Annotated in this window: 16 protein-coding genes and 2 pseudogenes; 4 read left to right on the top strand and 14 right to left on the bottom strand. The window is 65.8% G+C overall.

What is annotated here, in order from left to right; genetic code table 11:
- Positions 1–8 precede the first annotated feature (8 nt).
- On the bottom strand, positions 9–536 hold the full coding sequence (locus tag RHOFW104R8_RS09230) for a sugar dehydrogenase complex small subunit (RefSeq protein WP_068093844.1): 528 nt from the start codon (positions 534–536) through the stop codon (positions 9–11).
- 230 nt (positions 537–766) lie between these two features.
- Here RHOFW104R8_RS09230 and glnA point away from each other — a divergent pair.
- Positions 767–952, top strand: a pseudogene (gene glnA, locus RHOFW104R8_RS17355) (glutamine synthetase); the annotation flags it as partial.
- Positions 953–1,107: 155 nt separating this feature from the next.
- On the opposite strand, the gene RHOFW104R8_RS09220 reads toward glnA, so the two are convergent.
- The 3 genes from RHOFW104R8_RS09220 to RHOFW104R8_RS09210 form a co-directional block, all read right to left on the bottom strand.
- On the bottom strand, positions 1,108–2,481 hold the full coding sequence (locus RHOFW104R8_RS09220; RefSeq protein ID WP_068093849.1) for a HAMP domain-containing sensor histidine kinase: 1,374 nt from the start codon (positions 2,479–2,481) through the stop codon (positions 1,108–1,110).
- A 3-nt stretch (positions 2,482–2,484) separates the two neighbouring features.
- Positions 2,485–3,174, bottom strand: coding sequence for a response regulator transcription factor (locus RHOFW104R8_RS09215; RefSeq protein ID WP_068093852.1), 690 nt, complete (start codon positions 3,172–3,174; stop codon positions 2,485–2,487).
- 194 nt (positions 3,175–3,368) lie between these two features.
- The gene (locus RHOFW104R8_RS09210; protein WP_068093856.1) at positions 3,369–6,041 is read right to left on the bottom strand and encodes a TonB-dependent receptor; all 2,673 of its coding nucleotides are present in this window, start codon (positions 6,039–6,041) and stop codon (positions 3,369–3,371) included.
- 216 nt (positions 6,042–6,257) lie between these two features.
- On the opposite strand from RHOFW104R8_RS09210, the gene RHOFW104R8_RS09205 reads away from it, so the two are divergent.
- Both RHOFW104R8_RS09205 and RHOFW104R8_RS09200 read left to right on the top strand, forming a co-directional pair.
- On the top strand, positions 6,258–7,247 hold the full coding sequence (locus tag RHOFW104R8_RS09205; RefSeq protein WP_235604380.1) for a YncE family protein: 990 nt from the start codon (positions 6,258–6,260) through the stop codon (positions 7,245–7,247).
- Positions 7,248–8,273: 1,026 nt separating this feature from the next.
- Entirely contained in the window at positions 8,274–8,660 is a 387-nt protein-coding gene (locus tag RHOFW104R8_RS09200) for a DoxX family protein (RefSeq protein ID WP_068093857.1), read from the top strand.
- Between the two features lie 53 nt (positions 8,661–8,713).
- On the opposite strand, the gene RHOFW104R8_RS09195 is transcribed toward RHOFW104R8_RS09200, so the two are convergent.
- Genes RHOFW104R8_RS09195 through RHOFW104R8_RS09180 form a run of 4 tightly spaced genes read right to left on the bottom strand, consistent with a single transcriptional unit; the run spans position 8,714 to position 11,552 of the window.
- Positions 8,714–9,676 (bottom strand): cation diffusion facilitator family transporter, encoded by a 963-nt coding sequence (locus tag RHOFW104R8_RS09195; RefSeq protein WP_068093858.1) that lies wholly within the window; start codon positions 9,674–9,676, stop codon positions 8,714–8,716.
- Positions 9,677–9,710: 34 nt separating this feature from the next.
- Positions 9,711–10,283: an NADPH-dependent FMN reductase gene (locus RHOFW104R8_RS09190; protein WP_068093859.1), complete on the bottom strand. Its 573-nt coding sequence runs from the start codon at positions 10,281–10,283 to the stop codon at positions 9,711–9,713.
- A 50-nt stretch (positions 10,284–10,333) separates the two neighbouring features.
- A complete protein-coding gene (locus tag RHOFW104R8_RS09185; protein WP_068093862.1) occupies positions 10,334–10,882 on the bottom strand; it encodes a Dps family protein in 549 nt (182 codons plus the stop codon).
- Between the two features lie 58 nt (positions 10,883–10,940).
- Positions 10,941–11,552, bottom strand: coding sequence for an NAD(P)-dependent oxidoreductase (locus RHOFW104R8_RS09180; RefSeq protein WP_068093863.1), 612 nt, complete (start codon positions 11,550–11,552; stop codon positions 10,941–10,943).
- A gap of 229 nt (positions 11,553–11,781) precedes the next feature.
- Between RHOFW104R8_RS09180 and ygiD the strand changes: the two genes are divergently transcribed.
- Positions 11,782–12,561: a 4,5-DOPA dioxygenase extradiol gene (ygiD, locus tag RHOFW104R8_RS09175; protein WP_068093866.1), complete on the top strand. Its 780-nt coding sequence runs from the start codon at positions 11,782–11,784 to the stop codon at positions 12,559–12,561.
- Positions 12,562–12,602: 41 nt separating this feature from the next.
- On the opposite strand, the gene RHOFW104R8_RS09170 is transcribed toward ygiD, so the two are convergent.
- From RHOFW104R8_RS09170 to RHOFW104R8_RS09145, 6 genes and pseudogenes are all read right to left on the bottom strand, one after another.
- Positions 12,603–13,367, bottom strand: coding sequence for an SDR family NAD(P)-dependent oxidoreductase (locus RHOFW104R8_RS09170; protein ID WP_153021690.1), 765 nt, complete (start codon positions 13,365–13,367; stop codon positions 12,603–12,605).
- A gap of 69 nt (positions 13,368–13,436) precedes the next feature.
- Positions 13,437–13,907 (bottom strand): lipocalin-like domain-containing protein, encoded by a 471-nt coding sequence (locus RHOFW104R8_RS09165; RefSeq protein WP_068093876.1) that lies wholly within the window; start codon positions 13,905–13,907, stop codon positions 13,437–13,439.
- Positions 13,908–13,941: 34 nt separating this feature from the next.
- Positions 13,942–14,706: pseudogene (locus tag RHOFW104R8_RS09160) on the bottom strand (SDR family oxidoreductase).
- Between the two features lie 16 nt (positions 14,707–14,722).
- Positions 14,723–15,958 (bottom strand): amidohydrolase family protein, encoded by a 1,236-nt coding sequence (locus RHOFW104R8_RS09155; protein ID WP_068093879.1) that lies wholly within the window; start codon positions 15,956–15,958, stop codon positions 14,723–14,725.
- 1 nt (position 15,959) lies between these two features.
- The gene (locus RHOFW104R8_RS09150; RefSeq protein ID WP_407071437.1) at positions 15,960–16,622 is read right to left on the bottom strand and encodes a trimeric intracellular cation channel family protein; all 663 of its coding nucleotides are present in this window, start codon (positions 16,620–16,622) and stop codon (positions 15,960–15,962) included.
- A 37-nt stretch (positions 16,623–16,659) separates the two neighbouring features.
- The gene (locus tag RHOFW104R8_RS09145) at positions 16,660–17,919 is read right to left on the bottom strand and encodes a M20 family metallopeptidase (RefSeq protein ID WP_068094039.1); all 1,260 of its coding nucleotides are present in this window, start codon (positions 17,917–17,919) and stop codon (positions 16,660–16,662) included.
- Positions 17,920–17,931: the final 12 nt, after the last annotated feature.

Here is a 17,931-nt window from a genome sequence, read left to right as displayed (position 1 = left end):
ACTCCTGACTAAAGAGGTTTGCTGGCCCAGCTGCCGTACGCGCCGTAGGCGTAGGTCGGCGGCTTCAGCACGTCGGCCACGATCACCGCGTTGAGCGCGGTCTCGTAGGCGACGCAGCGCGCGCCTTCGCCGCTGCCGACCACGCCGAGGGTCCAGGCGCCGAGGATCTGCCGCGGCAACGGCGCCAGCGGCGAATGCTCGCCGTCCAGCACGCCTTGCAGCTGTTGCGGATCGATGTGGCGTTCGTTGAGCAGGGTCAGCAGCGCCTGCACGTCGGCCGGAAAGTTCGGGTGCGCGGCAGCGAGGGCGTCGTAGAGGCGGGTTGCCTGTGCGGCATCCAGCGCCTGCCGGCCGACCAGGATCGCGGAGAGCGCGGTGAACGCGCCGCGGTCGGCATGCGGTGCGGGTTGCGCCAGCGCCCAGGGAATCAGCGAGGCGGTGTACGCGGTGAGCAGGCCCGCCAGCAGGCGGCGACGCGAGGGGTCGACGGGGCCGTTGCGGCGCGCGGCGACGCTGTCGGGTTCTTCCGGTGCCATGACCCTCCCCCTTGCGGATTGCCGTGCAGCTGGCGACTGGGACAGTCGCCAAGGCGGGCCGACCTTACTCTGGTTACGGTGCAAGGCGACGTGAAGATTCGAGATGGTTGGGGGAACGTGGCGGAACGCATTGCCGCAAGAAATAACGGGATGCTGTCGACAGGCGTGGAGAGTGCCGAACCCTCGGCGGGTGTCGACCGCATTCGATGGCTATTCAGTGGGCGCACCGGCCGATGAATGAAGAAAAGACCATCCCGCAGGTGTGCTCCAGCCTCGACGCCGAGCTGGAAGCGCCGGACAAGGATCGTGATTTCCTCAAGACCGGCGGCGCGTTCACGGACGCCTGCATCGAGGTGAAGATGAAGGCGGCCACCACGCGCCGCGCCAGTACGCATCTGCCGGAGTTCCAGATGTATTGCCCGCCCCGATCGCGGAGACATCGGGGGATTGAAAACGACGGGCGCTGCGGCACCCGTCGTCATTGGCGGTCGCGCGATAGGCGCCCCGTGGACCGGGGCGGCGGCCGGTCGCGTGTCTGCATGCTGAATCGGCGCGAGGCCTTGCGCGGCACCTAGGCGGGCCGTTGAAAGTCGATTTGCACGGCGAGGCCGGGTTCGCCATCGCCCAGGCTTACCGTGATCTCGTGCAGCTGGGCGACTGCGGTCACGAGCGCGAGTCCGAGGCCGCTCCCGGGCGTGCTTCGAGAGGAATCCAGGCGGACGAAGCGTTGCAGTACGCGTTCGCGCTCGTGCTTCGGGATGCCTGGTCCCGTGTCGCGAACAATCGCCCGGACACATCCGGGCATCGGCAGCAACGACAGAAATACGGGCGTGTGGGGCGGGGTGTGATGCAGCGCGTTTTCGACCAGGTTGGCGAACATCTGCGTCAACAGCATCGCATCGCCGCGCACAATCGCGCCCGGATGGACTCGGGCATGAAGACTGCGGCCCTGATCCTCGAATACGGGTGCGAAATCGCCGACCAGCACGCCAAGCAAGCCCGAGAGATCAACATCAGTGAAGTTTTCCTGCTGCTTCTGGTTCTCGATTTGCGCGATCCTGAGCAAAGCCGCAAAGGTAGCCAGCACATGGTCGACATCGGCCAAAGCCGTCGTGCAGGATTCCCGGTAGCCTTCGACGCTGGTGACCTGAAGCGTCGTGGCTTCAAGCTTGTGGCGCAAGTGCGTCAAAGGTGTACGCAGATCGTGGGCGATGTCGTTGGAGACCTGGCGCATGCCCTCCATCAGTGACTGAAGTCGGGCCAGCATTCGGTTCAGCGAGCGGGCGAGGCGGTCGAATTCGTCGTCGCGATCCGTTATCACGATTCGCGTGCCCAGATCGCCCTTGACGATGTTCGAGGCGGCCTGAGTGATCGTCTCGACCTTGCTCAGGTAACTTCTGGCCGTAAGCACGCCACCGGCCAGTGCCAGCACCACGGCCGCGAGCCCGGCCCAGATGAAGGACTGCAACAGGAGTTCATTCAGTTGGTCCGCCTGCAACGTCCCGTGGGCCACCGCCAGGATGTTGCCGTCCTCGAGACGGGACGAATTGATCAGAAGGTGGCCGGGCACGGAGTGCTTGCTATCGATGTGGCGAAGTTCGTGCAACCTGGTCCAACCGAGTGACGGCGGCATCTTTGTCAGACTGCCCGCGATGCGATCGCCACGGGGGGAAAACAGTCCGTAGAAGAACGTTCCCTTTTGCGCATGAGCAACGGCTTTGTTGATCGAGGCCACGCGAATGCTGCCGGGCACGGCGGCCATTTCGCTCGATTCGTCGCTGATTTCCTGACGGAGTTGTGCGGTGACATAGCCGCTTACGGAAACCCAGGTAATCGCAAACAGCACGAGTGCCGCGAAGGCGAACGATGCGGCTTGCAGAACGCCGAGTCGAAATGCGGCGCTGTGCAACAGCCGGGAGATCTGCTCCTTGGTGCGGATGTTCACGATTCAGTGTCTGTCCGGCAAGCGCAGTATGTAACCTGCGCCCCGCACCGTATCAATGAGTTCGCCGCCGGGGAAGCCGCGGTCGATCTTGGCGCGAAGCCGGCTCATGTGCGTCTCCACGACGCTGGTCCGTGGATCGAATTGATATTCCCACACGTTTTCGAGCAGCATTGCGCGGGTGACGATGTGGCCGGCATGACGCATGAGGTATTCGAGCAGGCGGATTTCACGCGCCTGCAGGTCGATGACGTGACCGCCCCGGCAGGCCTCGCGCTTGAGCAGGTCCAGTTCGAGATCGGCCACGCGCAGCAACGTCTCCGAAGGCGCCACCATTTGCATCCGCCTTGCCAGTGAACTGACGCGAGCCGCCAGTTCGCTGAATGCGAAGGGTTTCGAAAGATAGTCGTCGGCGCCGGCGTCGATGCCTTCGACGCGCTGATCCACGTCGCCCAACGCCGTCAGCATCAAGACCGGCGTAACCACGCGCGCCGACCGCAACGCTCTCACCAGGCTCATGCCGTCAAGTCCCGGCAACATGCGATCGATGACGAGTACGTCGTGTTCCTGCGATGAGGCGCGTTGCAACCCTTCCCGGCCGTCCATCGTCTGTTCGACCACATGGCCAAGTTTCGTCAGCTCCCTGGTGATATAGGCCTGGGTCTCGGCGTCGTCTTCGATCAGCAGGATGTTCATGAGGCGATTGCTTCGCTGCGTCGGGCACGGCTATCCAAAGTGCGCTCAAGGGCCAGCCGGCGTGGAAGCCGACTCCAATCAGACCGGCACGGCATGTGGAAGGATCGCCACACGCCCGTGGACCGGCCCGTTGAAGTTGGCGCGGTCCACGATGGCTGGCGCGGCCGGATACCGGCATGTCGTCCCGAATCCGATCAGAACTCGAAGCGCACACCTGCCATGTAGGTTATCCCATAGAACTCGCGCTGGATCGGACGGTCCGGAGTGCCCTGATAGAATGCATGGGGCGTATCGAGCAGGTTCTTGGCGTAGAAATAGATCGACCAGTCTGCCGGAAACTCGTAGCTGGCGCTGAAGTCCATCGATGTGCGGCGTGCGTTGTAGATGTCGCTGGTGCGATCGGTGCCGATACCGAACAGGTCGGACGATACCGAATAGGCCGCCAGGTTCAGCGAGAGACCAGCGCGCTTGTAGAAGATCGAGGCGTTCCAGGTGTTCTTCGATGTCGACGGGAGCAGCGAATACTCGCCGGGACGGATCTGGATGCGCGAATTGACCCAAGTGTAGTTGGCGCTGGCACCCAGGCCATCGAGCCATCCCGGCAGGTTGCGGAACTGTTGAACCCAGTTCAGCTCCAGGCCGCGTGCGTATGCGGAGTCGATGTTTTCGAACGTGAAGATATGGAACGGCTGCGGGCTGCCCGGGTACAGGTTGTCGTTCGGCAGTGTCTGGGTCGTCTCGATTGGGATGATGTAGTTGGAGATTTCCTTGTCGAACACCCCGGCGGACATGATGCCGCCACCGTCCAGGTAGTGCTCGACGCTGAAATCGAAGCTGTTGGCCGTCGCTGGTTTCAGCGACGGGTTGCCGGTGGTGACGATGCCCGAGCCAACGTCGATCGCCAGCGCCGGATTGGCCTGGTTGAAGCCCGGACGGCCAATGGTCGACGAATAAGCCGCGCGCAGGATCGTGTCGGGCGCCAGTTCATAGCGAAACTGGAGGCTTGGGAAGAAATTGTCGTAGTTGTGCTTGATGTTGATCGGATACGCGAATGGATTGCCGGCGGCGTCCATGCCGGCGGAGAATGCGCCGCTTCGATCATGCGTCTGTTCGAAACGAACGCCGGCGAGTATGCCGAGGTTGCCGTAGCTGCCCGTGTATTCGCCGTAGGCCGCGGAAATGTCCTCATGCGCGTCGAGGTACTGCTGCTGGGCGCTCAATACATCGCCGGCCTCGATCGTGCCTTGGCCAAAGATGCCCCGCAAGGCGCCGGGGGCGATATCCACGCCGTTCTGGTAGAGCCCGTCGTAGTAGGTTTCGTTGGAGCCGCTTGAGACGGCGGTCAAAGGCAGGGCAGTGGGATTGAGCGTGTACGGTTGTGCCGTCGTCCGTTTATGCCGCTGGCGCACGCTCAGGCCGAACCGCAGGTTTTGATCCGTCAGGCTCCCCCAATTCACCGGCGTATCGGAATTGATGGCGTACGACATTTCACGGTCGAAGTTGTACGCCTTGCTGTTGCTGAGGCTGGTCAGTGCGTAGTTGGCCGGATCGAGGTAGCCCGGCGCGTTCGAGAGCGTGTAGACCGGAACGTGGCCGGGACCCGTCGGGCTGTACGTGATTTGCCCCGCTGGCGTGGAGGGGGAGTTGTACGTGAACGTGGAGCTGTAGTCGAAGGGCTTCTTGTACGTGCCCTCGACGTAGGCGACGTGATAGTCCACGGTCGTGTCGCCCAGGATGTTCTTGCCGCCCAGCATGTAGAGTCGCTCGGTGGACGTTTCCTGCTCGTCGCGCAGCGATTTGGTGATCGCGCCAGGGAAAGAGAGGGTGTCCTGCAGCGTTCCGTTCGACAGCACCGTGGTGTTGCCGTCAGGCAGGATGTCCATGAACTGGCGCTTGTATCTTTCCGTGTAGCCCGCATCGAAGGCACGGAAATACCAGTCGTTGTTGTCATCGGGCTGATAGTCGATATCCATCGCGTAGCCGTGGCGCCGGCGATGCAGCTCGTAATCGCGCTGCTCGATATCGTTCACCGCCTGGTACGGATGCGCCGAATCGTTGAAATAGGCGGGCTCGACGTCATCGATGCCGCGTGAATCGTTGTGGCCCGATGCCGTCAGGACGATCGAGAAGGGACCGAATCGGCCACCCCCCACCAGCGAGAATTCGCTGATCGGCGTGCCGCGCAGCGGCTCGTAACCACCGCCCGCGCTGCCCTCGAAAAACGCGCCCTGCTCATCGGGGGCCCGTTTCGGCAGCACTTCGATCGTGCCGCCGAGGGCCTCCGCATCCTGGCTCGGCAGGTTCGACTTCGTCACCTTGACGGCGCCGATGAAGCCCACCGGGATGGAATCCAGGGCCACGCCGCGATAACCGCCGAACGGCGAGGCATTGTTGGTGGGAAGAAGCCGGACACCAGCGTAGGTGGTGCTGTTCAGATCGGCGTCGAATCCGCGGATATTGACGTAACGACCTTCGCCCTCGTCGGTTTCCAGCGAGATGCCGGGAATGCGGCGAACGGCTTCGGCGGCACTCACGTCGGGCAGCGCCCGGATTTGTTCCTCGGTACGGATATTGATCAGGTTGGGCGCGTTTTCCTGCGTCTTGCGGGCAATGTCATCGGACGTGCGTGGGGCTACAACACTGACTCCCTGCAGGTCTTTTACTTCCTGCTTGGACTTCTGCCTGCGCTGGCGATCGGCGCCACTTGCGTTGGCAGTGTCGCCCGCTATCGAGCCGTCATGCGCCGGGGCCGGCGTATCCGACGCCGTAGTCGCAAAAGCAAGCACATCCGTCGGCGCGCTCAGTGCCCCGAGACACGAGAGGATGGTGCAACTAAGCAGGGCAACGCGTAATTTTGAACGGTGCATCGAGCTGGCCTCAATCGGGGAAAAACCATCCGTTCCACCGCGCGGAGCGTGGTGGGGCTGGGGAGTGGGAAGTCCCTCGAAGCTAGGTGGGGGCTGTGACAGACAAGTTGCTGCGCACTTACCGATCCGTAAGCTGCCGATGCGTGGTCCTTCTGGCTAGACTCGCCACCGGCGTGTCAGTCAACTTGCGTAGCTGAGGATGATCAATTGAAGACAATGGCATGGGTTCTGGCCCTCGCGTGCATGGTCGTGGCTCCGTCATGGGCTGCCGCACCACCGTCGGGCAACTACCGGGTTACGCATCAGTACGCGCTGGGAGGATCGGGTGGCTGGGACTATTTGACGCTCGACCCTTCCACCAATCATCTCTTCGTCGCTCGCGACAATCGGGTCATGGTTGTCGACACGAAAAGCGGCAAGGTGGTCAAGGAGATCCCGGGGATGAAACACGCACATGGCGTTGCGCTGGTGCCGGATCTGCAGCGTGCCTACGTCACCAACGGGGACGCGAACGATGTCAGCGTCGTGGATCTCAAGACACTCGCCGTGGCAGGCAGCATTCCCGTTGGCGGAAAAGATCCCGACGCCATCATTTACGACAGCGCGACGTCGCACGTCCTGACGATGAACGGGGACAGCAACAGCATAAGCGTGATCGATCCCAGGCTCGGCAAAGAGCTGCAGACCATCGCCCTTGCGGGCAACCCCGAATTCGCCACAAGCGATGGGCATGGAAACGTGTACGTCAATCTCGAGGACAAGGGCGAGCTGGCGCATATCGATACAAGGGCCAATGCCGTAAAGCAGACCTGGTCCCTGTCGCCATGCGAAGGCCCGACCGGTCTCGCACTGGACACGGTGAACCAGCGGCTGTTTTCCGTGTGCGCGAACGGATGGCTGATCGTCACGGATGCCGGCTCCGGCCATCAGGTCGCCAGGCTGCCGATCGGCAAGGCCCCCGATGCGGTCGCCTACGATGCTCGGACCCACACTGTTTTCAGTTCGAGCCGGGAAGGCGTGCTGGACGTGATCCACCAGGTGGACAAAGACCACTACTCCTCCGCAAAGGCCGTCCCGACGCTGAAAAGCGCGCGTACCTTGGCACTTGACCCCGCAGCGCACGAGATTTTCCTGGTGGGCGCGAAGAGTGCGGTAAAGGGCAAGCCGGTAAGCGGATTCACGATGCTCGTTGTGGAACCGCATTGATCGACAAGTTTGCCGCATGACCGTTCTGCCCACCTGCCGGCCATCACACGGTCGCTTCACGGATGGGGGCTGGCGTCCGGTGCGGGTCCGGGCAAGGCATGCCGGGTGACCTGGCGCGCGAACCAGGGCATCCCTGGCTCGCGTCCCAAAAACAAGTTTGAACAAGGTTGGCCGTTGCCCGCGCAAGCTTGGCGAGAATCGTGCCGGCGCTCTTGTGCCGGACGAAAGGCCTGGGATCGGCGTTGCGCCGGTCGACGTACTCGCGAATGTATTGCTCCAGATCTGCCCGCGGGTGCGTGTGCTGCGCCTGATCCTTTGCTCGCTGATCTTGCCGGGAGAACGTTCGACCCGAGTGAGCCAAGGGGCACAGGCGGAGATGAAGTTCGCATGGAAACGCAGGCGCCTTGCGGATCGCCAGCCGTGCCATCAGCTCCGCGCGCCCCGCGTCGGTCACCACCAGTTCCGTTCATTCCCCAATCTGGTGCCACCTGTTTTTGAGACACCCCGCCAGGGGGCTTGCTGGTCCAACTGCCGTACGCGCCGCAGGCGAAGGTGGGCGGCTTCAGCACGTCGGCCACGCGAGGGGTCGGCCGGGCTCTCGCGGCGCGCGGCAACGCTGTCGAGGTCCTCCGGTGCCGTGGGTTTCCCCGTGGATGGGCGTGCGGCCGGCGACCGGGCGGGCTGCCGGTTCGGAAAAACCATGCCACCGGCGGTACAAGAAAGGTGATGGTCCGGAGCGGCCAGGGGCAAGGCGCGGACGGGGTGCCTTGCCGCAGGAAATAGCGGAAGGCCTTCCCTCATCGGAACCCGCGGAACACCCGCAACCGTGGGCAACCGCGTTTACCGTCCGGGCCTGCGGATGGATTGCGTGCCGTCGTCTCCAGGGTGATGATCGCAGCCGGATGACGTGTGTGACCGCTGGTCATCCGGCCATGTTGATGTTGCGAGGTTCAAGCCCAATCCCGGCATGCCGCCCGTCCTGGACGAGCCGGGATATTCAATCTGACGAGATCCGAGGAGAACGTCGTGGACAAGTTGATCAGCGTAGTGGCACGCCTCCTGATGGCGCAGCTTTTCATCATCTCCGGCTGGCAGAAGCTGACCGGGTTCAGCGGCACGGAAGGCTATTTGGCCTCGATGGGCATCCCCATGGTCGGCCTGGTGACGCCCCTGGTGATCCTGATCGAACTGGGTGGCGGGCTGGCCCTGCTGTTCGGTTTCAAGACCCGTTGGGTGGCGGCCGTGATCGCGTTGTTCAGCGTGGGCTCGGCGCTGGTCGCGCACACGCATTTCGCCGACCAGGCGCAGGCGATCAATTTCATGAAAAACCTCTCGATCGCCGGCGGCCTGCTGTGGTTCGTCAGGAATGGCGGCGGCACGGCAAGCGTCGACGCACAGATCGGAAGCAAATAGGGCGCAAGCCGGAGGAGCACGATGACCGTCGCCCGGCCTTCGCCGGGCGGCGGTCATCCGGTTTCCGGAGGCTCGCCTGCCCGGCGGTGGACGCTTTCCCGGAAAGCCCGGTGGGTCTGCGGCTTCACGAACAGTGCCACGACCTCCGGGTGGAGCCGGCGAATCCGCAGTTCGAGCGTGCGCACCAGTTCCTCGATGTCGGAAGCGCGGATGTCGTCGGCAAACGCCAGGCTGAGTGCGGCGACGATCTGGTTGGGCGCGAGCTGCACGGTGAGCAGCCCGTTGGCGCGGGAGACCGGGCCCTGCGCTTCCGCGATGCGCATGATCGAAGCGCTGAGGCGGCGATCGGCACGCTCGCCGATCAGCAGGCTCTTGCTTTCACGCGCGAGCAGGGCGGCGGTACCGGCGAGCACCAGGCCGATCAGGATCGAGGCGATGCCGTCGAATACGGGCGCGTCGAGCGTGGTGGCCGCGAACGTGCCGAGGGCGGCGATCGCGATGCCGAGCAGGGCCGCGCTGTCCTCGAACAGCACCATGAAGGACGGCGGATCCTTGCTGCGGCGGAAGGCTTCGTAGTAACCGAGCGGACCCTTGGCAGCCTTGAACTGGCGCAACGAGAGCAGCCACGACGTGCCCTCGAACAGGAAGCACAGGCCGAACACCGCGTAGCTCGCCAGCGGGTGGCTGATCGGCCGCGGCTGGCGGACATGCAGGATGCCCTGGTAGAGCGACACGCCCGCGCCGAGCGCGAACACCAGCAGCGCCACGATGAAGCTCCAGAAATACAGCTCGCGGCCGTAGCCCAGCGGATGCTCCGGGTCGGCCCGGCGTCGCGAGCGGCGCATGCCGTACAGCAGCAGGATCTCGTTGCCGGTGTCGACGAAGGAATGCACCGCCTCGCTGAGCATGGCCGAACTGCCGGTCCATGCCGCCGCCACGGTCTTGGTGGCGGCGACCAGCAGGTTGCCGGCCAGGGCGGCATGCACGGTCAGGCGCGTGGACGGAGTCCCTGCCATGGCGGATCCGGCCATGCGCCCGCCGCGGTTTCGCTCAGCCCTCGCGCGGCAGCACGGTCAGCACGCGCTCGATGAACAGGTGCAGCTCCTTCATGTAGTTGCTCAGGAACTCGGCAGTGGATTCGTCGCTGACCGTGCCGTCCTCCGCGATCAGCCCCGGCTTGAACTGGATGTACGCCTCCATCGTGTTCATCAGCGGCGAGTTGCAGAAGCACAGCACGCCGCGCAGCTGCTGCTGGGCCACTGCGGTGCCGATCGCGCCGGGCGAGGTACCGATCACGCCGGATGGCTTGCGCGCGAACGAGTTCTTGCCCCACGGGCGGCTGGCCCAGTCGATCGCGTTCTTCAGCGCACCGGGGATCGAGCGGTTGTATTCCGGCGTGACGAACAGCACCGCGTCGACGTCGGCGATCGCCTGCTTGAACGCGCGCGCCACCGGCGGGTAGTCGGCGTCGTAGTCGTAGCTGTACAGCGGCAGGTCGCGGATCGGGATCTCCACCAGCGCCAGCCCCGGCGGCGCGAGGCGGGTGAGCGCCTTGGACAACAGGCGGTTGATCGAGCCCTTGGCGAGGCTGCCGACGAGATAGCCGACTTTGTAGGTCTTCATGGGGATTCCTTGGAGTGGGTGGTGTTGCCGCGGAAGTGCGGAGGGGCCTTTCAGTGGCCGGTCGAATCGCCGCGACGGGCGGTCTCGAACAGGAACCAGGTGCGCCGCTCGGTCTCGTCGATCCAGTTCTCGATCAGGCTGGCGGTGGCGACGTCATGGCGCTCGTCGCAGACTTCATGGGCTTCGCGCAGGCGCGCGGCCAGCGCCTGGTTGTCCTCGCGCAGCTCGGCCAGCATGTCCTCCGGCTCGACGTACTCGGCGTCGTTGTTGGCGACCCGCTGCAGCCGAGCGACGTGCCCGATCGAGCGCAGCGTGGTGCCGCCGATCTTGCGGACGCGCTCGGCGATCGGGTCGGTCATCGCGAACAGCTGGTCGCCCTGCTCGTCGAGCATCAGGTGGTAGTCGCGGAAGTTCGGGCCGCTCATGTGCCAGTGGAAGTTCTTGGTCTTCAGGTACAGCGCGAACACGTCGGCGAGGATCGCGTTCATCGCGCCGGACACGTCGCGGGTGGCGCGCGCATCGAGATCGGTGGGCGTGGTCAGCGGCGCGCGCTGCCTGCGCAGCAGGGTGGCCTTGTCGGCGGCGGGTTTCTTCTTCATGGCGGGATCCTTGGGGTGGTGGGCTTGCCGAGGGACGGGTCCGGTACGGGATGGGATGTCAGTAGCCGACGGTGAAGCGCTGCCGGGAATGCTTCGATGCCTCCAGTTCGTCGACCATGGCGATCGCGAAGTCCTCCATCGAGATCCAGCTGTGGCCGTTCGCGTCGGTGAGCAGCATGTCGCCGCCGAGGCGGAACCTGCCGGTGCGATCGCCGGGCACGAACTCGGCCGAGGGCGACAGGAAGGTCCAGTCGAGATGCGGCTCCTTGCGCAGCGTGTCGAGGAAGTGGCGCCCGGCCTCCGCCTCCGGCTTGTAGGCCGCCGGGAAGCCGGGGGTGTCGATCAGCGCCTGGCCCGGCGCCATCTCCAGGCTGCCGGCGCCGCCGACTACCAGCAGCCGGGGCACGCCGGCCTGCTTCATGGCGGCGATCAGCGCCGCCGCATCGGACGTGGCGAATTTCGTGGCGCTGATGGTCGCGTCATGGCCGGCCAGCAGCGGCGCCAGTTGCGCCGGCCGGGTGGCATCGCCGTTCTTCAGCAGCAAATGCGGCCGTGCGGCCACGCCGCGGGTGTCGCGGGCGATGCCGGTGACCTCGTGCCCGCGCCGGAGCAGTTCCGCCAGCAGGCGCGAGCCGACGAGTCCGCTGACGCCGATCAGTGCGACTTTCATGTTTGTCTCCGCCTGGGCCGTGTCCGCCCCCGCAAGGTGATGTGCGCGTTGCCGAGCGCTGGTGCCGGGGTGCGACGGACCGGCGTGCGGGTTCCGGCAGGGCAGGTCTGAGGAATGGATGTCCGTTCGTCGACACCGGCGCTCACGTCAAGCTAACGCGTCGAATGTCATCACAGCGTGGATGCGTATGCTCGCGAGTATGCGCACGGGAATGCATGCAGGAGATGCCATGAATGCACGTATGCCGACGGTCTTCCTCGGGCACGGCAACCCGATGAACGCGCTGCACGACAACGACTGGAGCCGGGCCTGGGCGGCGCTCGGCCGGCGCCTGCCGCGGCCGCGTGCGGTGCTGTCGGTATCGGCGCACTGGTACCTGCCGGTCACCGCGGTCACTGCGATGGCGGCGCCGCGCACGATCCACGATTTCGGCGGCTTCCCGCGCGCGTTGTTCGAGGTGCAATATCCTGCGCCTGGCGACCCGGGCCTGGTGCGCCGCGTGCGCGAACTGCTGCAGCCGCTGGACGTGCGCGCGGATCTCTCGTGGGGGCTGGACCACGGCACCTGGTCGGTATTGCGCCACGTGTTTCCCGCCGCCGACGTGCCGGTGGTGCAGCTCTCCATCGACGAGTCGCAGCCGCCGGCGTTCCACTACGGGCTGGGCCGGCGGCTGCGGCCGTTGCGCGACGAGGGCATCCTGCTGCTCGGCAGCGGCGACATCGTGCACAACCTGCATACCTACGCCTGGGGCCGGCACCCGGCGGAGCCCTTCGACTGGGCGCTGCGCTTCGAGACGCGAGCGCGCGAGCTGATGTTGCGGGGCGACCACGAACCGCTGGTGAACTACGAGTCGCTGGGTGAGGACGCGGAGCTGTCGGTGCCGACGCCCGAGCACTACCTGCCGCTGCTGTATGTGCTCGGCGCCTGCCACGAAAGCGAAGCATTGACGTTCCCGGTCGAGGGTATGGACGGCGGTTCGATATCGATGCTGTCCGTGCAGTTCGGCTAAACGCGCGCGGTCTGGTCACACCTGCCGCAAAATTTCCTAGATCAGTGGGCCGTGCGCGCGCCGTCGATGGGGTAGACGGCACCGGTTATGACGCTGGCCAGGTCGGATGCCAGGAACAGCACGAGGCCTGCGATGTCGTCGGGTTCGGCTGCGCGCCGGATCGGCGAGTCCGCGAGGACCTTTTCCCGCATCTCCGGATCGTTGAGCCAGCGCTCGGTCATGGGCGTGCGCACCAGGCCGGGCGCAATCGCGTTGATCCGGATACCCGCGGTGGCGTAATCGATAGCAGCGGCCTTGGTCAGCCCCACCACCGCATGCTTCGCGGCGACGTACGGAGCCATGCCCGGATCAGCGCGAAGTCCTGCCACGGAAGCTGTGTTCACGATCACGCCGCGACCGGCCTTGTTCATCTGGGCAAGTTCGTGCTTCAGGCACAGGAACACGCCGGTGACATCGACGCTCATGATGCGTGCCCAGTCCGCTTCGGTCTGCTCGGCAAGCGGTGCAGTGGGCGGCAGCAGGCCGGCATTGTTGAACGCCATGTCGAGCGAGCCGAACTCCGCTACCGCCCGCGCCACCAGGGCCTCGACCTGCGCGCTGTCGGACACGTCCGTTTTCTGGAATACGGCCTTGCCGCCACCGGCGATGATGTCGCGAACGGTGTGCTCTGCCCGCGCATCCACGTCGCCAATCAGGACCGCCGCACCCGCCGCCGCAAAAGCCAGCGCGGTGGCCCGGCCGATGCCCGTCGCAGCGCCTGTGATAAGCACGGCACGGCCGTCAAAATCGAGTTTGAGACGTTTCATGAGAATCATCCTGCATGCAGAAAAAGTCGGAACGCACAATCGGTGTGTTTAAGCGAACCTTCCGGCTGACTACTTCGGCGCCAATTCCACCGCGCTCATGCGCCGCCAGGCGAGGTGCGAGTTGACGATCTTTCCGCCTGACGAAATCGGACTCGCCGTGCTCAGGAAGAGCTGGTCACCTTCGATCCGAACGACCCGCGGTTGCGTCTGGCCGATCCAGTTCGGGAACAGCGACACGAACATCGAATGCGTCAGGGTTTGCGCCTCTTCGTTCGTGTGGAACGGGCCGGAGTAGGCGATATAGCCTGACGCTTCCTCCCTGATCTCCTCGTCGGTGCCGCGGAACCAGTCACCGGAGGCGAACGCAGGCCGACCGGGGCGCATGAGTTGCGCCGACATGTAGCCGTCGGGCGTGTACATGATGATGCCCCGCGGTTCCTCACCCATCGGATAGAACGGCTCGGAGCCATCGACGGGTTTCTCGATGTAGGAAACCAGTTTCCAAGCGCCCACCAGTTGTTCGCGCAATGTCCTTGCCATCAGTGTCTCTCCCGGTCCGGTGTGGTCAGCGCTGTCAGTAAGCCGAGGTCTGGGCGTCGTTGTCGATCGGAATGACCTGTCCGGAAATCGACTTGCCCGCGTCCGATACCAGGAACACGATCAGGCTGGCGATGTCCTTCGGGTCGACGAAACGCTTGAGGGACTGGACGCCCATCATGGCCGCCCGCTCTTCTTCCAGCGTCTTGTGGTCCGCGTCGGCGCGGCCCTGCAGAACGCGCTCCATGCGCTCACCGCCGACGGCGCCCGGCGCGATCGCGTTGCAGCGGATGTTGTACGGGCCCAGTTCGCGCGACAGCGTCTTGGCGAAGCCGATCAATCCCATCTTCGCGACGCAGTAGGCGCTGCGATTCGGGTAGCCGTAGCGCCCGCCGAGCGACGACATCACCACGATGCTGCCGGCCGCCGATTTCTTCAGGTGCGGGATGGCCAGGCGCGTGACGTGGAAGGTGCCGATGACGTCGACGGCCATGACCGCCTCCCACTGGTCGGGATCCGCCGTCTCGACCGGTGCAGTAGGACCGGCGATGCCGGCGTTGTTCACCAGCACGTCGAGTCCGCCCAGCGCTTCGGCGGCGGCGCCGACCATGCGTTCAACGTCCGACCGCTTCGACACGTCGCAGACGAGGGTCACCAGACCGGCGATGTCCTATGCCGCCGTTTCCAGCGCCTGCGCATTGATGTCGCAGACGCAGACCATGGCACCGTTCGCCACGAACGCCTTGGCGATCTCCTTGCCGATGCCGCTCGCGCCGGCAGTTATCAAGACACGTTGGGTCATGTTCGTTCTCCCGGGTTTAAAGACTTGTTGCCGGGGTGCGTTGCGGACTGCGGTAGATACGGCCGCTCTTCATCACGAAATCCACCCTGGCGGTGACGCCGATGTCGGCCAGCGGGTCGCCCGGCATGGCCACGATGTCGGCGTGCTTGCCGGCCGCGAGTACGCCGATGTCGTCCTGCCCGAGCAGTTCCGCCGCGACGCTGGTGGCGGCCTTCAGCGCGCGCAGCGGCGTAAGGCCCGCCGCCACCATCGCCTGGAATTCGAGGATGCCGTGGCTGAAGGGGAACATGCCGCAGTCGGTGCCGTAGGCGATCTTCACCCGGCTCTGTGCGATCAGCCGCTGCGATTCGACGATCGAGCCGCTGTCGCGGCTGAATTTCCAGATCGCCTGGCACGGCAGGGTGTGCTCGTGCAGGGCGTGCAGGTCTTCCTGGGTCATCTGCATCGTCGGCACCAGCCAGGCACCGGCCCGCTCCGCCATCGCCAGTGCCTCGGCATCGATCAGGTAGGCGTGTTCCAGGCTGCGGGCGCCGGCGCGGATGGCCTGCCGGCAACCATCGGCGGCGCCGGTGTGCACCGCCACCGGCATGCCCAGCTGCCGCGCGGTGGCGGCCAGCAGGTTCATCTCGTCGTCGAACCAGGTCACGCGGGCCGGGTCGTCGCCAGGGCTGAAGTAGCCGCCGGTGTTGGTGGTCTTGATCCAGTCGCTGCCAAAGGCGTGCTCGCGGCGCACCAGCGCTTTGATCGCGCCCGCATCGTCGGCGATGGCGGAGACGGGGATGTCCCAGCGCGGTCCGTAGAATCCGCGCAGGTCGCCGTGCCCGGCTGACGAGCTGATGATGTGCGCGGCGACGACCAGCCGCGGCCCCTCGACGAGGCCGGCGGCGAGCGCGTTGCGCAGGTCCACGGTGGGGAAGTCCGGATCGACGCAGCCCATGTCGCGCAGGGTGGTGAAGCCGTAGCGCATGTACTCGCGGGCGATGCTCAGCCCCTTCAGCGCCTTGGTTGCGGACGAGGCCAGCGTCTGCCGCGCCAGGTCGGCGGCATCCATGGTCAGGTGGACGTGGCAGTCGATGAAGCCGGGGCTCACCGTGTGCCCGGACAGGTCGATCGTCTGCACATCGGGCGGGTGGCGCACCGTGGGTCCGATCTGGGCAATGCGATCGTCTTCCACGAGGATCTCGACCGGGCCGCTCAAATGGTCGGCCACGCCATCGAACATGCCGCCGCACAGCAAGACGCAGGCTCCCATGTCAGTTCTCCTCGTCGTGGCGTCCGCGCTGCGGCGCGTCCGCTGCTTCGGCCTCTGCCGGCCGTGCCGTGGGCAGGTGCCAGCCGTGGCGGATGGCCATGAAACGCAGCGCGAAGCACACGCCGCCGCCAGCCAGCGCGGCCGCCATCGGCGACAGGTGCAGCAGATGGGCACTGACCACCACGCTGGCGCCGGCCAGCGCCGCCAGCGCATATAGGTCGGTGCGCAGCACGCTGGGGATGCCGGACACCAGCACGTCGCGCAGCATGCCGCCGCCGATGCCGGTGAGCATGCCGAGCAGGGCCGCCATCACCGGGTCGATGCCGTGCAGCAGCGCCTTCTGGGCGCCGGCCACCGCGAAGAAAGCCAGCCCCACGGCATCCAGCCACAGCACGTCGCGGCGCAACCGGTTCGTCACCGGATACCAGAAGAAGGTGAGCAACCCGGCCAGCGCGGACATGCCGGCGTACGTCAGGTCGGCGATCGCCGCCGGCGGCACCGCGCCGATCAGCAGGTCGCGCGTGATACCGCCCGCGTTGCCTGCCGCGAACGCCAGCACCAGCACGCCGAACACGTCGAGCCGATGCCTGACCGCCACCACCGCGCCGCTGATGGCGAACACGAAGGTGCCGCCGAGGTCCAGCACCAGCGGCAGCACGTGCAGCACGGCCCGGGTGGCTTCGACCGGCTGTTCCATGGGTTCAGGGCGCCGCCGCCAGCCACGCCCGCGCGGCCACCATCAGCGTCTCCACGCCGGTCTCCAGCGTGGGGTGCAGTACCGGCAGGAAGCGCGGATTGTGGTTGGTGGGGATCTCGTTGAGCCGGTTCGCCGCCTTGGCCTTGGCGTAGGTGCCGGGATCGGTGCCGCCGACGAACCAGAATACCGACGGCACGCCCCATTCGGCGCCGAAAGAGCCGAAGTCCTCGCTGGCCGAGGTCGGCCCGGTCTGCCGGATGCGCTCGGCTGGGAAGTGCCGGCGGAAGGCCTCGACCACGGTCGTAGTCGCCGCCTCGTCGTTGCTCACCAGCGAGTAGCGGTCCAGCGGCGTGATCTCCGGCGGCTTCGGCGCGCCCGAGGCGGCCGCCTCGGCGTTGACGATGCGGGTGATCGCGGCGAGCACACGCGCGCGCACGCCCTCGTCGAAGGTGCGCACGTTGAGCTTGATGACGGCCTCGTCGGGAATCACGTTTTCCTTGGTGCCGGCCTGCAGCGAGCCGATCGTGAGTACCGCCGCCTCGGTCGGCGCCAGCTCGCGGGCGACGATGGTCTGCAGCCGCAGCACCGTCGCCGCCGCCATCACCACCGGATCGATGCTGGCCTGCGGCATCGAGCCGTGCGCACCGCGCCCGAACAGACGGATCTGCAGGCTGTCGGCGGCCGAGGTGATCACCCCCTTGCGCCCGCCGACGGCGCCGGCCGGGCCCACCATGACATGCTGCCCCAGCACCACGTCGGGTTTGGGGAAGCGCTTGAACAGCCCGTCGTCGATCATCGCCTGGGCGCCTTGGGCCGTCTCTTCCGCCGGCTGGAACACCGCCATCAGCGTGCCTCGCCAGCTGTCGCGGGTCTGCGCCAGCAGTGTCGCGGCGCCGACCAGCCAGGTGACGTGCATGTCGTGGCCGCAGGCGTGCATCACCGGCACCGTGTTGCCCCCGTGGTCGGTCGCGGTGACCTTGCTGGCGTACGGCGCGCCGGTGGCTTCCTCGACCGGCAGCGCGTCCATGTCGGCGCGCAGCATCACGGTCGGCCCCTCGCCGTTGCGCAGCAGGCCGACCACGCCGGTCTTGCCGACGCCGGTAGTCACTTCGTAGCCGGCCGCGCGCAGGTGGTCGGCCGCCAGCTTGGCGGTGCGGGTCTCCTGCATCGACAGTTCGGGATGGGCGTGGATGTCGGTGTACAGCGCTTCGAGTTGCGGCAGCAGCGCCTGGAGATTTCCCGGCAATGGTTCGATGGAGGGCATGGTCTTCTCGTT

The sequence above is a fragment of the Rhodanobacter sp. FW104-R8 genome, from assembly GCF_001617365.1.
Lineage (GTDB): Bacteria > Pseudomonadota > Gammaproteobacteria > Xanthomonadales > Rhodanobacteraceae > Rhodanobacter.
The sequence above is the reverse complement of the archived record's forward strand: the minus strand, read 5'-3'. Positions and strand labels throughout refer to the sequence as shown.